Annotated in this window: 15 protein-coding genes and 1 other annotated feature; of the genes, 10 read left to right on the top strand and 5 right to left on the bottom strand. The window is 27.0% G+C overall.

Annotation, left to right across the window (positions count from 1 at the left end; genetic code table 11):
- Positions 1-16 precede the first annotated feature (16 nt).
- Complete coding sequence (locus tag IC174_RS07850; RefSeq protein WP_227482600.1) at positions 17-574, top strand: TetR/AcrR family transcriptional regulator; 558 nt, start codon at positions 17-19, stop codon at positions 572-574.
- A 269-nt stretch (positions 575-843) separates the two neighbouring features.
- Here IC174_RS07850 and IC174_RS07855 read toward each other — a convergent pair whose 3' ends face one another.
- Positions 844-1,323, bottom strand: coding sequence for a GNAT family N-acetyltransferase (locus tag IC174_RS07855; RefSeq protein WP_227482601.1), 480 nt, complete (start codon positions 1,321-1,323; stop codon positions 844-846).
- A gap of 307 nt (positions 1,324-1,630) precedes the next feature.
- Between IC174_RS07855 and IC174_RS07860 the strand changes: the two genes are divergently transcribed.
- From IC174_RS07860 to IC174_RS07900, 9 genes are all read left to right on the top strand, one after another.
- Entirely contained in the window at positions 1,631-2,389 is a 759-nt protein-coding gene (locus IC174_RS07860) for an N-acetyltransferase (protein WP_227482602.1), read from the top strand.
- Positions 2,390-3,028: 639 nt separating this feature from the next.
- Positions 3,029-3,430, top strand: a complete 402-nt coding sequence (locus IC174_RS07865; RefSeq protein WP_227435051.1) for a hypothetical protein — start codon at positions 3,029-3,031, stop codon at positions 3,428-3,430.
- Positions 3,431-3,841: 411 nt separating this feature from the next.
- On the top strand, positions 3,842-4,342 hold the full coding sequence (locus IC174_RS07870) for a GNAT family N-acetyltransferase (RefSeq protein WP_227482603.1): 501 nt from the start codon (positions 3,842-3,844) through the stop codon (positions 4,340-4,342).
- 80 nt (positions 4,343-4,422) lie between these two features.
- Positions 4,423-4,636: a binding site (T-box leader), on the top strand.
- A gap of 262 nt (positions 4,637-4,898) precedes the next feature.
- Positions 4,899-5,933, top strand: coding sequence for an N-acetyl-gamma-glutamyl-phosphate reductase (gene argC / locus IC174_RS07875; RefSeq protein ID WP_227482604.1), 1,035 nt, complete (start codon positions 4,899-4,901; stop codon positions 5,931-5,933).
- A 41-nt stretch (positions 5,934-5,974) separates the two neighbouring features.
- Positions 5,975-7,192, top strand: coding sequence for a bifunctional glutamate N-acetyltransferase/amino-acid acetyltransferase ArgJ (gene argJ, locus IC174_RS07880; RefSeq protein WP_227435055.1), 1,218 nt, complete (start codon positions 5,975-5,977; stop codon positions 7,190-7,192).
- 13 nt (positions 7,193-7,205) lie between these two features.
- Positions 7,206-8,066, top strand: coding sequence for an acetylglutamate kinase (argB, locus tag IC174_RS07885; protein ID WP_227435056.1), 861 nt, complete (start codon positions 7,206-7,208; stop codon positions 8,064-8,066).
- A gap of 52 nt (positions 8,067-8,118) precedes the next feature.
- Complete coding sequence (locus tag IC174_RS07890) at positions 8,119-9,312, top strand: aspartate aminotransferase family protein (protein ID WP_255613184.1); 1,194 nt, start codon at positions 8,119-8,121, stop codon at positions 9,310-9,312.
- A gap of 106 nt (positions 9,313-9,418) precedes the next feature.
- Entirely contained in the window at positions 9,419-10,441 is a 1,023-nt protein-coding gene (gene argF / locus IC174_RS07895; RefSeq protein ID WP_227435057.1) for an ornithine carbamoyltransferase, read from the top strand.
- Positions 10,442-10,565: 124 nt separating this feature from the next.
- Positions 10,566-11,174, top strand: coding sequence for a DUF4878 domain-containing protein (locus IC174_RS07900; RefSeq protein WP_227482605.1), 609 nt, complete (start codon positions 10,566-10,568; stop codon positions 11,172-11,174).
- Positions 11,175-11,551: 377 nt separating this feature from the next.
- Here the strand turns inward: IC174_RS07900 and IC174_RS07905 are convergent, their stop codons facing one another.
- The 4 genes from IC174_RS07905 to IC174_RS07920 form a co-directional block, all read right to left on the bottom strand.
- The gene (locus IC174_RS07905; protein ID WP_227482606.1) at positions 11,552-12,766 is read right to left on the bottom strand and encodes a M20 family metallo-hydrolase; all 1,215 of its coding nucleotides are present in this window, start codon (positions 12,764-12,766) and stop codon (positions 11,552-11,554) included.
- A 230-nt stretch (positions 12,767-12,996) separates the two neighbouring features.
- Positions 12,997-13,635: an ABC-2 transporter permease gene (locus IC174_RS07910; RefSeq protein ID WP_227482607.1), complete on the bottom strand. Its 639-nt coding sequence runs from the start codon at positions 13,633-13,635 to the stop codon at positions 12,997-12,999.
- Positions 13,635-14,498 carry an ABC transporter ATP-binding protein gene (locus tag IC174_RS07915; RefSeq protein ID WP_227482608.1) on the bottom strand — a complete coding sequence of 288 codons (864 nt, stop codon included), beginning with the start codon at positions 14,496-14,498 and terminating at the stop codon, positions 13,635-13,637. The genes IC174_RS07910 and IC174_RS07915 overlap by 1 nt, the downstream gene beginning before the upstream one ends.
- Positions 14,495-14,869, bottom strand: coding sequence for a GntR family transcriptional regulator (locus tag IC174_RS07920; protein ID WP_227435065.1), 375 nt, complete (start codon positions 14,867-14,869; stop codon positions 14,495-14,497). The genes IC174_RS07915 and IC174_RS07920 overlap by 4 nt, the downstream gene beginning before the upstream one ends.
- Positions 14,870-14,935: the final 66 nt, after the last annotated feature.

Genomic DNA, 14,935 nt, shown 5'->3' on the forward strand with positions numbered 1-14,935 from the left:
TGAGAGAGGTATAATCATGCGTGTTAGTAGAGATATAGTAATACAGGTAGCATCTGATATAGCTGATAAAGATGGGCTTAACAAGCTTTCTTTAAAAGTTGTTGCAGAAAAACTAAGTATACGTACACCTTCTTTATATAATCATATAGAAAGCTTAGATGATTTGTTGAGAGAGGTTGCTCATAATGGTATGAGGAAAATGAATAAACAGATGGAGAAAGTTGCTATTGGTGATTCTGGAGATACAGCTATAAAGTCTGTAAGTATTGCATATTTTAATTTTATAATTGCTCATCCTGGGGTTTATGAAACAATTCAATGGGCTATTTGGCATGGGAACAAAGAAACATCAGAGATATTTGAAGAATATAAATCGCTATTAGGAAAACTTATTCTTTCTTGTAATTTAAGAACAAAGAATATAGATGAAGTATTAAATTTGTTGATGAGTGTGATTCATGGATATTCAACTTTGCAACTTGGAAAAGCTCTTTTAGATTCAGAAGAAGCCATAAAAAGTTTATCTGACACTGTTGATACTGTACTATTAGGTATTCATAAAAAGTATGACTAAATATATCGCTAAATATTAATGTAAATGATAGAATTAATAATCAACATTACATATATATCAATAAATTATAATATAGTTGATTTAATTAATAGATTGGATTAGAAAATAAGAAGTAAAAAAATAAATATTAATGTCTTTGCTAGAAGATTCTTTCAAAGTATATTACTTAAAACTTAAAGAAAAATAGTGTACTTTAAAAATTTAATCTAAAAGCAAATCAACTTTAAAAACTTTAAGTGGATTTGCTTTTGATATATTTCTTTGTTAAATTAATTTGATATTGATAGTTTCATTGGAGTAAAACGTATACCATTGACAATCTGTTCAGCATTAGTATTTTTAAATCCTAATTTATGGTAAACTTCAACAGCATAAGGGGATGAATTTACAGTTACTTCAGTTAAATCATCTATGTTTTCAGTACAATACTTTACACCTATATCCATTAATTTTTTTGCAACACCACATTTGTGATAATTTTTATCTACAAATAACATACATATATGATTTAGGTCTCTGATAGCTAAAACCCCAATTAACTTTTCACAATCAAAACAGCCCCAAAAGAAAATAGATTTTTCTTTGACTTTTTCAATAATAGAGTTATATTCTATAAATTCATGGAATGACTTAATTCCTTCAACACAATAATCTGGAGACTCAAATTCTTCAAATACATTCCAAATTAAATTTAATGCACTTCTAATATCAGGTTCTTTTAATTCTCTTATTAGGTACTTTTCACACATTATAAACAACACCTCTATTATTAAAAATTTTTCTTATAATTATATACCTTAAATATATTTATTTCAATATAAATTGTTTTATTAAATTTGAATTTAAAGGTGATTAATAAAACAATCCATATATAATATAGTTAGAACATAAAAATTTATTTAATTTTACATATAATTTAATAATAATGATAAATTTAAAATAATTTAATATAAAATGAAAATATATATGACATATAAGTGTCATATATATAATAGTACAATTAAAGATATAGTATATATATGAAAACTATTTTGTAAAGAGAGAAGGAGAGGTAATATGCAGATTATAGATATAAATTCAAACAATATTGATAATGAACATGTATGTTGTGCAATTACTGAAAAAAAGGGAGAAAACTGTGTTTCTTCTAAAAAATATTGGATGAAAAGTAATTTTGACAAAGGTCTTGTATTTAAAAGATTAGATGAAAGAGGTAAAGTTTTTATAGAATATATACCAGCAGAAAATGCATGGTGTCCTATTACTGCAGATAATTATATGTATATTAATTGTTTCTGGGTATCTGGAAAATTTAAAGGACAAGGATACTCTAATTTATTACTACAAAAATGCATTGATGATGCAAAGTCAAAAGGAAAATATGGGTTAGTTGTACTTTCATCTGAAAAAAAGCTACCATTTTTATCTGATTCTAAGTATTTAAAATATAAAGGATTTTATATGGCAGATACATCAGAACCAAGTTATGAGTTATTGTATTTTCCATTTACTGATAATGCACCTATTCCATGCTTTAAAGATTGTGTAAAACAAAGTAAATCAAAGGAGAATGGGATAGTTTTATATTACAGTAATCAGTGTCCACATACTGCAAAATATGCTCCTATTTTAAAAAAAATTGCGAATGCTAGAGGTGTTGAAGTAAATCTTATAAAATTTGAAACAGCAAAAGAAGCACAAAATGCTCCTGCACCATTTACTACATATAGTCTTTTTTTCAATGGAGAATTTATAACTAATGAGATACTTTCTGAGAAAAAAATTGAAAAATTTTTAGATAGTAAAGGTTTTTAAAACTTAATTAAAATAAGATATAAATTTAAATCTTCTAGTTTTTGTGCAATTTTTAGGTGTTTGTTTGGACATAAATGAGAATATACATTCCATGTTGTTTCAATTTTTTCATGTCATAAATGTTCTGCTATTGTTAGTATATTTATTCACTAGTCAAATTATAATATTTTACAGAATAACTAAACATTGCAACAAGATGGTTGTGTATTGTTTTTAGATATGTTTGACTGTAATTAACTTTTAATAATTAGTTTTGTCACTTTCTTACATGGGAAGGAATAATTTCATTTATTTAAAAATTTCAAAAGAAAGGAAGTAATTTTAAATCTATTGTAAGCTTTTCATTAATAGTAGTATCCTTTGCTGTTGTTTGAGTTCTTCTATATTTATTCTCCATATACTTATATTAACATTATATGTGTATGTATCAATGTTTTTTATATACTATTTGTGCTATCCATTCAACCTAAATGAGTGTGATTTCCACTCTAAATTGTAAAAGCTTCATATAAATCCTATGATATATTTAAGATATTTTTATAATAATTATAAATTTATATTAATAAACAACTGTAAAGGTGAACTTGCTTATAGTATAATAAATTAATATATTATGCAAAGAGTTAAGGAGAGATACTTATGCAGACTTTAGATGTATACATGAAAAAATTATGTCCACAATATCTAATAAAACATAGTGAAATCGTTGATGAAGTAACTGTTGATGTACGTACATCGATAGAATATGGTAGTATAGCCAAATTAGAACATAATATCTCTGTTATTAATGAAAAAGAATATGACTTCCTGCACAGGAATAAACCCATCGCAGGAATTGTTGTCTTATATGGTTTAATAAAAAATCGTAAAAAAATAAAAGATAGGCTTCTATCTATTAGCGATAATAATAGTAAAAAGATAATAATTGTTTGCTCTAGAGGTAGGCTTCGTAGTCCAATTGTTTGGATGTATTCTAGATATTTAAAAATAGATTCTAAAGTATTAATAAATGGAATACACTCTCTAAAAAATAATTCTTAAACTTATAAAAATATAGATCATTCTCGATATTATGCAACTAATTATCACATATATAGTATCAAGCTAGAATGTATATATATTTACACAAATCTATATGTATTCTCACTTGTTGTTCAACTGTGTTGAATTAATAATGATACTTTTATCAGTTAATTTCCATCAATTTTATTTTCAATAATTACAATTGTAAAATTGAGGATGTTGTAGAAATAAAAAAAGATATTGAGTAGTAAAATTTATGATACTAATATACTTTATAGCCTGTTAGAAAATATAGAACTAATAAATGAAATTTCATGTGATAGATGAGCTTTTATCAGATTAAAAAGAAAATCAGAAGAAAGACTATTGTTGTGTATGATTAAGAATTCTTTGATAACAATTTTAGTCTTTCTCTTAAAAGGAGAAAAAATGATATTAAAAACAGAAAGATTAACTCTAATTCCACTATCACTTCGTCAACTTGAACTTTGGACTTCCAATAATTCAGAATTAGAAAAGGAATTAGAATGCATTTATTGTGCAGAACCAATGACTGGTTTTTTTTATGATATTGTAAAAGGACAATTAAATATTGCTAAAAAAGATGAAAAAAATATATTGTTTTATACATTTTGGTTTATTATGTTAAATGAAAACCGTACAATTATAGGATTAGCCGATTTTAAAGATGTGCCAAATTCTTATGGTGAAATTGAGATTGGTTATGGATTAGGTGAGGATTATAAAAAACAAGGATATATGACAGAAGCTATTAAAAAGATATGTAGCTGGGGATTAAGTCAACTAAATGTTTCTTCTGTGATAGCTGAAACTGATGCTTACAATACAGATTCACAAAATGTTTTATTAAGATGTGGTTTTAAGTTATATCGTAACTCGGATACAAAATGGTGGAAATTAACAACCTAGAAAAAATTTCCAAAAATTTATAAATAATATTGACAAACTACTAAAAATAAATTATTATATAAAACAACAAGAAAAGAAATTGAAATCCTATGAAAAAGAAAGTAGCATAAAAGGATTTGATAGAGAGCTAGGGATGGTGGAAGCCTAGTAATGAATTTTATTGTGAATAGAGCTTTGGAGGAAGTTACCAGAATTAGTAGTATGGTAATTGGTGAGTCTCGCCTTAAGAGATTAGAGTGGGTAAGATTATCTTATCAATTAGAGTGGTAACGCGGGTGTATATTCGTCTCTTGGTCTTTGACCAAGAGGCTTTTTTAATTTTAAATATACATTTGCAAATACTTTTTAATTCATAAGAATTATTATAATTGTAATTTTACCAATAAGAGTGGTACCGCGGAAATTCGCCTCTTAGCATTATAATGCTAAGGGGCTTTTTATTGTTAGTTAGATAGTTTTAAACTTATATATTATCAAATGATTATTAAATAATAATATTAATTTAAAAAAATAATTCGAAATATTCTTAAAATAATTATAAAACGGAGGAAATAAAATGAGCAAAATAAAAGCTGGAATTATTGGAGCAACTGGATATGTTGGTGTAGAATTACTAAGATTACTAATAAATCATGAAGGAGTAGAAGTTACAGCTATAGGTTCAAATTCATACATTGGCAAAAACATAGTTGATATATACCCAAGTATAGGTTATGAAAACAGTATGACATGTATAGAAAACGAAAAAGTAATTGATATGTGTGATGTTGTATTTACTGCTCTTCCACATGGTGTAAGTGAAAAGTTTGCAATAAAAGCAATTGAATCTAAAAAGAAAGTCATAGATTTAGGTGCTGATTTCAGAATAAAAGATGAAAAAATATATAGTAAATGGTATGGAGTATCTTTTATAGATACAATTTTGCACAAAAAAGCTGTATATGGATTAAGTGAGATATATCAAGAAGATATAAAAAGTGCTGATATAGTTGCAAATCCAGGATGTTATCCTACTAGTATTTCTTTACCATTGATGCCATTATTAAGTTCTAAATTAATAAAAAATAATAATATAATAATTGATTCTAAATCAGGTCTTACAGGAGCTGGTAGAGAGTTATCAACAAGTAGTCATTTTACAGAAGTTAATGAGAATATAACTGCATATAAAATAGGAAAACATAGACATACTCCAGAAATAGAACAAAATCTAAGTGAAGCGTATAAAGAAGATGTAGATGTAGTTTTTACACCAAATCTAATTCCAGTAAATAGAGGGATACTATCAACTATATACTGCATAAAAGAAGATAATGTATCTATAGGTGATATACATAAAAAATTAACTGATTATTATGAATATAAAGAATTTGTAGAAATACTCCCATTAGATAAGATAACCTCTTTAAAAAATGTTGTATATTCAAATAAATGTGTAATATCAGTACATGAAAATAAAGATACATTAATAATCTGTTCAACTATAGACAACATGATTAAAGGGGCAGCAGGGCAAGCCGTACAAAATATGAATATAATGTTTGGAATTGAGGAGACTACAGGCTTAAAGCATATTGCACCAGCATTTTAGGAATAGAAAAATACTAAACTCATATAATTAGGAGGATAAAAATGGAGATTATAAAAGGTGGAGTTACAGTTCCAGAAGGGTTTGTTGCTTCAGGAATTCACTGTGGCTTAAGAAAAAATAAAGAAAAGAGGGACTTAGCTTTAGTTTATTCAGATATTTTATGTGATGCAGCAGCAGTAGTTACTCAAAATAAAGTTAAAGGAAATCCAGTTTATGTAACACAGGAGCATATTAAAAATGGAAAAGCACAAGCGATTATAGTCAATAGTGCTAATGCTAACACATTTAATGGAAAAGAAGGTCTTATAAACGCATATAAAATGGCTAAATTTACTAGTGAAAAATTAAATATTAAAGAAGATGATGTTTTGGTTGCATCTACTGGTGTTATAGGAAAACCACTAAATATAGATTTAATAGAAAAAAATATGGATGAGTTAGTAAGTAATCTCAGTAAACAAGGTCATATTGGAGCAAGAGAAGCGATTATGACAACTGACATTATAAAGAAAGAAATAGCAGTAGCAATAATGTATGGAGATAAAAAAATAACTATTGGAGGTATGGCAAAAGGTTCAGGAATGATACATCCTAATATGGCAACAACATTGGGATTTATAACGACAGATGCAAATATCGATAGCGTTCTCTTAAAAGAAGCTCTAAAAAGTGCAGTTGATAAAAGTTTTAATAGAGTTAGTGTAGATGGAGATACAAGTACTAATGATATGGTAATGATTTTGGCAAATGGAAAAGCGAAAAATGAGAGAATGGATGAAAAAGATGAACATTATCAAGTATTTTTAAGTGCGCTTACATATGTTTGTATAGAACTTGCTAAACTTGTTGCTAAAGATGGAGAAGGATGTACAAAATTAATTGAATGCTATATAAATGGAGCACTAAGTGAAGAACATGCAGTAAAGTTAGCAAAAACAGTTATATCTTCTTCCTTGGTAAAGACAGCTGTATTTGGAGCTGATGCAAATTGGGGAAGAATATTGTGTGCTTTAGGATATGCGGGTGAAGAAATAGATATGGAAAAAGTAGATATTATTTTTGAAAGCATGAAAGGATATATAGAAGTATGTAAACAGGGAAATGGGTTGGATTTTAATGAAGAAAAAGCGAAAAAAATTCTTGAAGATGATGAAATAAGTATATTAGTAGATTTGAACATGGGAAATGCTAGAGGAAATGCATGGGGATGTGATTTAAGTTATGATTATGTAAGAATAAATGGAAGTTATAGAAACTAGGAGGAAATGCTTAATGATTGATATAGAAAAAGCAAATACACTGATAGAAGCTTTACCATATATAGAAAAGCATCAAGGCAAAACTATTGTAGTTAAGTATGGTGGAAGTGCAATGAAAAAAGATGGTTTAAAAGAGTCTGTTATGGAAGACCTTGTACTTATGAGTTATGTTGGAATAAATATAGTTTTAGTACATGGTGGAGGAGCAGAAATCAATAAAATGCTTGCTAAAGTAGATATAGAAAGTAAATTTGTAAATGGGCTTAGATATACAGATGAAGAAACTATGGAAATTGTAAAAATGGTCTTAGCTGGAAAGGTAAATAAAGACTTAGTAAACAAGATACATACAAAAGGCGGAAGAGCAGTAGGGCTTTGTGGGATAGATAATAATATGATTTTATGTGACCCATATAAAAATTATGAACTAGGATTTGTTGGAGAAATAAAGAAAGTAAATGTTGAACTTATAGAATCTTGCTTGAAATCAGGCTATATTTCAGTAATTGCAACTATTGGAGTAGGAGAAGATGGTGAGACCTATAATATAAATGGAGATACAGCAGCATCAGCTATAGCTAAAGAATTAAATGCAGATAAGCTGATACTTCTTACTGATGTGCCAGGTCTTTTAAGAGATCCAGATGAAGAAAAGTCATTGATAACAGAAGTTATACTAGATGATGTTGATAAGCTATTTGATGAAGGTATAATTACTGGTGGCATGATACCTAAGATACATGGATGTGTAGACGCTTTGAATAATGGGGTAAATAGAGTTCATATTTTAGATGGAAGAGTTCCTCATTCTATAATAACAGAGTTATTTACTGATAGTGGAATAGGCACATTAATAAGAAAAGAAAATGAATAAGAAAATAAGTTAAATATAAAAAAGATTATAAACTTAAGTGAGGATGATAAAAATGAAGATAAATAACAATAATATAGTTTCAAAATGGGAGGAATATTTCATAAATACATATAGCCAACCTGATTTTATTATAGATTATGGCGAAGGTAGTTGCTTTTTTGATACTAAAGGCAATAAATATATAGATTTTACAAGCGGATACGGAGTGTCTTCTCTTGGATATAGTAATAATAATTTAAAAACTGCTTTAAAGGAGCAAGTGGACAAATTATTACATACATCAAACTTATATTTCAATGGTCCAGTATTGTCTGTAGGAGAAAAAATAATTAATATAAGTGGATTGGATAAAGTATATTTTTGTAACTCTGGAACAGAAGCAAATGAAACTGCTTTTAAAATAGCAAGAAAGTACAGTAGTGATAAATATGGTGAAGGAAGAGGGACAATCATAAGTTTAAAGGATTCTTTTCATGGTAGAACAATGATGTCTTTGATGGCAACTGGTATGGATAAGTACCATAAATATTTTTATCCACTTCCCGAAGGATTTAAATATGTAGAAAAAAACGATATTGAAGATTTTAAAAATAATATTGATTCAACTGTTTGTGCAGTAATTCTTGAAGCAGTTCAAGGTGAAGGTGGAGTTAATGTTCTTGAAAAAGATTATATTTTAGAACTTGTAAAAATATGTAAAGAAAAAGACATAGCAGTAATATTTGATGAAGTTCAATGTGGCATAGCAAGAACGGGGAAACTTTTTGGATATGAATATTTTGATGTAAAACCAGATATTGTTACAATTGCAAAAGGTTTAGGCGCAGGGATACCAATAGGAGGAGTATTAGTAAATGAAAAATTTTCAAAAGTTTTAGGAAAAGGAGACCAAGGTACAACATTTGGAGGGAATTTATTAGCTATGGTGGCAACTTCTGTTGTGTTAGATGAAATATCTAAAGAAGGATTTTATGAAGATGTGTTAGAAAAAGGAGATTATATAAGAAAATCTATTGAAAATTTTAATAGTACAATCGTAGTAAAGACAAAAGGTATGGGCTTGATGATAGGAATCGAAACTACTATTGAATCTAGCACTATAGAAGAAAAAGCTAGAAAAAAAGGATTACTTATTTTGACTGCTGGAAAGAATGTACTTAGATTTTTACCACCTTTAACTATTAGCTACAAGGAGATAAATGAAGCTCTTGAAATTTTAAAAGATATATTACTAGAAGATAATTAAGTTATTAAAAGATTCATTGTTAGGGTGAGAATTAGAGTAGATAAAAATATATGAAACTAAAAATTTTATAGCATTTAAATAAATTTACAAAAAGGGGAAAATCAATATGAATAATATAAGTTTAAAAGGAAAGAGTTTTTTAACATTAAAGGATTTTACAAAAGAGGAAATTAGATATTTATTAACTTTATCTAGTTATTTAAAAACTAAGAAGAAGGTTGGTATAAAAGGAGATTTATTGCAAGGTAAAAATATAGCATTATTGTTTGAGAAGACATCAACAAGAACTAGATGTTCGTTTGAGGTGGCTGCTCATGATGAAGGTGCTCATGTAACTTATCTAGGACCCAATGACTGCCATATGGGTAAAAAAGAATCTGTATCCGATACAGCAAAAGTTTTAGGAAGATTTTATGATGGTATAGAATTTAGAGGATTTAAACAGGAAACAGTTGAAAGTTTAGCAAAATACTCTGGAGTACCTGTTTGGAATGGCCTTACAGATGAATATCACCCAACTCAAATACTTGCAGATTTTCTAACAGTAATTGAAAATGTAGATAAAGATTTAAATAAAGTTAAATTTGTTTATGTTGGGGATGCTAGAAATAATATGGGTAACTCATTGATGATAGGATGTGCTAAAATGGGAATTCATTTTGTAGCGCTTGCTCCTAAAGAACTTTGGCCAAATGAAAAGTTAGTTGAAGATATGAAAGAAATAGCTAAAAAGTCTAAAGGAGATATATTGTTAACTGAAAATATTGATGATGTAAAGGGTGCTGATGTTATATATACAGATGTATGGGTTTCTATGGGAGAAGAAGAACAATATGAAGCGAGAATAAATCAACTTAAAGATTATCAAGTGAATATGGATATGATAAAGAAAACTGAAAATGAAAATGTTATATTTTTACATTGTCTTCCAGCTTTTCATGATTTAGAAACTAAAGTTGGTCAAGAAATTTATGAAAAGTTTGGATTATCAGAATTAGAGGTTACTGACGAGGTATTTAATTCCAAGTATTCAAAAGTATTTGAAGAGGCAGAAAATAGAATGCATACTATAAAGGCTGTTATGGTTTCTACTATGACTGATGTAAATATGAATAATAATTTAATATAAATATTTTTTAATCTAGATTTATGTTTTGATAAAAGTCATAAATATTCTAAATATATTATTAAAAATCCTCATTATATGTTAAAATAATTTATGTATTAACAAATTAAGAGGGAGGATTTGAGATATGAAAAAAATCATATTACTTTTAACAACTTTTTTATTAGCAATATCTTTGACAGCATGTTCAAGTGCAAAACCAGAAGATACAATCAATAATTTTTTTAGTAGTGCAAAGAAATTTGACTTTGAAGGTATGAACAAAGTTATGGAAAATAATGATGAAAAATATAAGGATATACTAAAAGAATTAGAAACAGAAGACCCAAGTACACAGTATGTTTTAGATTATCTAAAACATAATGCATCTAAAATAACATACACAATAAAAGACAGTGAGATTAAAGATAATAATGCAAAAATTCAAGTAGAGTGTAAGTTTGTAGATTCAACACCATTACTTAAAGAAATAGTGGCTGAAGCATTTACAAAGATGCTTGGCATGAGTTTTTCAGGTCAAGATTTAACAGATGAGAAAACAACTGAAATGTTAGTGTCAATTATGAAAGAAAAGCAAAAAAGTGTTGAAGAAACTTTTGTAACAAAAACTGTAGAGTTTGAATGTACTAAGAAAGATAATAAATGGATAATAAGTTCAGCTAATGATGCACTGGCTGATGTATTATTATCTAATCTTGTTACAGCAGGAGAGGAATTTTCTAACTCTATGAGTTAAGTTGAATATTAAATTGGAACTATAATAAAAAATGAATATATAACATTTATAAGGGATATCAGCTTTGGTATCCTTTATATTTTTAAGGTAAATAGATAAAAATCAATGGAGATATTAAAAATAATTTGAATATTTATTGTCATTATTAGAAAAATATTTACTGTATAATATATATTATTTAAAATGAGATAATTACGAATAGAATGTATAATTATAAGTAAGACATATATCTAATGGAAATGATAGATGTGATATTATTGATGAGAAATCAACTTTTATATAAATAGAATTAGAAGGTAGCAATTAGAGTTAGTTGCTACCTTTTTCATGTTTATTTTCTTTTTTTATACATCAGAATGAAGAGTATTATCGTAAAATTATTTTAGATTAAGATTATCTAGTATTTTTAAAAATATTTTTACTGCAATATCTAAATCATTCACAGTAACATTTTCATTAGGATTATGACTTATGCCTTCAGTACATCTTATAAATACCATGCCTATATCAGTTATATTATCCATTTCTTGAGCATCATGACCAGCGCCACTATAAATATAAAATGGGTTGAGATTTAAATCCACAAAACTTTTTTCTATAACTTTTGTCATTTTATCAGAACATGGTACAGGAACATTTTCAAAAGAGAGTTCACTTGTATAATTAAGTTTTCTATTTTGACATATGCGAGTTATTTCATCAAATATTTTTATTACTGAAGTATCAAGAGTTTCTTGTGAACATGAGCGGATGTCAAGAGTAAAATCAACCCTTTCAGGAACTACATTTGATGATGATGGATAGAAATTCATCTTTCCAACTGTAGCAATTAAATCAGGCGTTATCTTAGCTATATTTTCAATTGATAATACACATTCACAAGCACAACATCCAGCATCAAATCGCATATCCATTGGGAGTGTTCCAGCATGGCCAGATTTGCCATTTACTGATATTTTAAAACTCTTAAATCCTGTAATACTTGAAACAATACCAGCAGGAAGAGCATTGTTTTCTAAGACAGGTCCCTGTTCGATATGGAATTCTAAATAAGCATCAATATCTTTTCTAGGGTGTAAATTTATTAAATTTTTAGTATCAAATCCAAATTTTGTCACAGCTTCTTCAAGCGTAATTCCATTTTCATCAACAGATTTGAGTAGTTCCTCTTTAAAAGTACCAGCAAAAACTTTACTTCCCATTAGAGATGTTTCAAATCTTGTTCCTTCTTCCTCAGCAAATGCAACTAATTTAATATTAAATGGATAAGACTTATTATTATTTATAGCTTCTTCAAGTCCAATTAGAGGAACAATTATTCCTAGCATTCCATCAAATATACCTCCACATTTTACACTATCTTGATGAGATGCAACTACTAATGTAGGTGCGTTTAAGAAATTAGATTTATATGTACCTATAATATTTCCAATATCGTCAATTTCAATATCAAGATTCAAATTTTTCATCCAAGAACTTATTAATTCAATCGATTTTTTATGCTCATCAGTTAATATAAGTCTTGTAAGACCTGTTGTTGAACTTATTTTTCCTAATGTTTGTAAATAATCCATACATCTTTGTCCTAACATGGGTACCCTCCTAAAAATATAATTGTCAACTAAATTTATCAGATAATTATATTATATCAGTATATTTAGAAAATAATAGGATGTTACTGAATAAATAAATAATAAAAAAATAAAAATCCGAGTAGAAATGAATTCATAAAAAACAAAAATACTATCAAATTTTACCCTGATAGTATTTTTATAAAATCTTTTATAAAATCACTTAAATATAAAACTAGTGTTAATATATTTTACACTTCTTTTTTACAATAAATTTTTGTAGAAATAAAATATGAAATTACAAATAATAAAATCGCAATAAATGGAAGAGAATAAACTAAAGTATTAAGTATAATTTCAATAGAAATACTTGAATTAAATCTTTCCAAAAGACTTTTAAATCCTAATATTGCAGCAGTAGGAAGTAAAAAGCATGCAATCATTAATAAACTAGCTTTTTCTGTACCAAATTTATAAATAAGTGGTAAAATAAGGCTAGCAAAACATACTGAAATTGATAAAATTAATCCTGTAATAACTAAAGTATCATCTAAAACAAGTGTATTTTTAAAATATCCATTAACAATGCGAATAATAAGTGAAAAAAATACACCTATAAAGCTAAATATTAACATAGTTAAATATTTACTTAATACAATAGTGTCACGTTTGATAGGCATTGTAAGTACATAGCTATCCCATTTATTTAAATCATCATATGAAAATGTTGAAACAATCATTGTTGTACATAAAACTATAATAACACCTATAAAACTACTGTTATTTCCATCTCCAACAGAAGAGATATATCCAAATACAATCATAAATAAAATTAGAAATTTTATATTGCTTTTTAAATTAAGTAAGTCCTTTAAAATTAGTCCCTTCATTATTTATCACCTCTCACATAAAATAACATAATTTCTTCAATTGATGTATTATCAACTATAAGGTTTGGATGTTTTGTAATAAATTTATACTTATCTTTAAGTAGTACTTCATATCCAAACTGGCTTTTACGATAATATGAATAATCTTCATTTGTAAGTTTAGCAAAATCATTAGAATTACATTTTAAGATACCCATAGTATCGATTAATTCATCTTTGCTTTCGCTAAATACAATTTTCCCCTTATGTATAAATGTAATATAATCTGCTATTTTGTCCAAATCACTTGTAATATGTGAAGATAAAATAATAGAATGTTCTTCATCTTGTATAAAATCTAAGAATATATCCAATATTTCTTCTCTTACAATAGGGTCAAGTGAACTAGTTGCTTCATCTAATATTAATAACTTTGGTTTATGAGATAAAGCTACAGCAATACTAAGTTTCATTTTATTACCTTTTGAAAATTCTTTAATTAGTTTATTATTTGGAACTCTTAGTTGTTTTAAATATTCTTTAAATAGTCTATCATCCCAGTTTTTATAGATATGGCTCATAATTTTTGAGATATTATTTGTATTTAAATTCTCATGAAAGTTGCTTCCTTCAAATACGACACCAATTTGTTCTTTGATTTCTTTTTCATTTTTTATGTTATCAAGGCCAAAGATTTCAATATTTCCACTATCATAAGATATTAAATTTAAAATTGATTTTAGTGTAGTAGTTTTTCCTGCACCATTTTCACCTACAAATCCCATTATAGAGCCTTTTGGTACTGAAAAAGATACATCTTGTAATGCAAAATTTTTGTAAACTTTGTTTAGGTTTTTTATAGTTATTGCGTCCATAATTATCATTCTCCCTTATATAATAAAAGTAAAATATCTTGTAACTCATTATATGTAATGCCACTACTTTGAGCTGTATCAACTGCTTTTTGTAGATATTCTTCGATTAAACGAAGTTGTTCTTCTTTAACAAAATCCATATTTTTGCCAGATACGAAACTACCTTTACCAGTAACTGTTTCAATAAATCCATCATGTTCTAAATCACTATATGCTCGTTTTGTAGTAATTACACTTATTCTAAGTTCTTTTGCTAATAATCTCATACTTGGAAGAGCAGTACCTTCTGGCAACTCTCCACTTATAATCATACTTTTAATTTGTGTAGTAATTTGTTCGTATATTGGCTTGCCACTTGAATTACTAATAACTATATTCAATTAAACACCTCCTTAAATTGTATATATAGTATATATACATTATATAAATATATATATACTATGTCA

The organism is Clostridioides sp. ES-S-0001-03, assembly GCF_020676075.1.
Lineage (GTDB): Bacteria > Bacillota > Clostridia > Peptostreptococcales > Peptostreptococcaceae > Clostridioides.

Excerpts from the sequence above, each read along its gene's own strand:
- argJ (WP_227435055.1), top strand. The coding sequence starts at position 5,975 with ATGGAGATTATAAAAGGTGGAGTTACAGTTCCAGAAGGGTTTGTTGCT.
- IC174_RS07910 (WP_227482607.1), bottom strand. The coding sequence starts at position 13,635 with ATGAAGGGACTAATTTTAAAGGACTTACTTAATTTAAAAAGCAATATA.
- IC174_RS07860 (WP_227482602.1), top strand. The coding sequence starts at position 1,631 with ATGCAGATTATAGATATAAATTCAAACAATATTGATAATGAACATGTA.
- IC174_RS07855 (WP_227482601.1), bottom strand. The coding sequence starts at position 1,323 with ATGTGTGAAAAGTACCTAATAAGAGAATTAAAAGAACCTGATATTAGA.
- IC174_RS07890 (WP_255613184.1), top strand. The coding sequence starts at position 8,119 with ATGAAGATAAATAACAATAATATAGTTTCAAAATGGGAGGAATATTTC.
- IC174_RS07865 (WP_227435051.1), top strand. The coding sequence starts at position 3,029 with ATGCAGACTTTAGATGTATACATGAAAAAATTATGTCCACAATATCTA.
- IC174_RS07915 (WP_227482608.1), bottom strand. The coding sequence starts at position 14,498 with ATGATAATTATGGACGCAATAACTATAAAAAACCTAAACAAAGTTTAC.
- IC174_RS07870 (WP_227482603.1), top strand. The coding sequence starts at position 3,842 with ATGATATTAAAAACAGAAAGATTAACTCTAATTCCACTATCACTTCGT.
- IC174_RS07900 (WP_227482605.1), top strand. The coding sequence starts at position 10,566 with ATGAAAAAAATCATATTACTTTTAACAACTTTTTTATTAGCAATATCT.
- IC174_RS07905 (WP_227482606.1), bottom strand. The coding sequence starts at position 12,766 with ATGTTAGGACAAAGATGTATGGATTATTTACAAACATTAGGAAAAATA.
- argF (WP_227435057.1), top strand. The coding sequence starts at position 9,419 with ATGAATAATATAAGTTTAAAAGGAAAGAGTTTTTTAACATTAAAGGAT.
- argB (WP_227435056.1), top strand. The coding sequence starts at position 7,206 with ATGATTGATATAGAAAAAGCAAATACACTGATAGAAGCTTTACCATAT.
- IC174_RS07850 (WP_227482600.1), top strand. The coding sequence starts at position 17 with ATGCGTGTTAGTAGAGATATAGTAATACAGGTAGCATCTGATATAGCT.
- argC (WP_227482604.1), top strand. The coding sequence starts at position 4,899 with ATGAGCAAAATAAAAGCTGGAATTATTGGAGCAACTGGATATGTTGGT.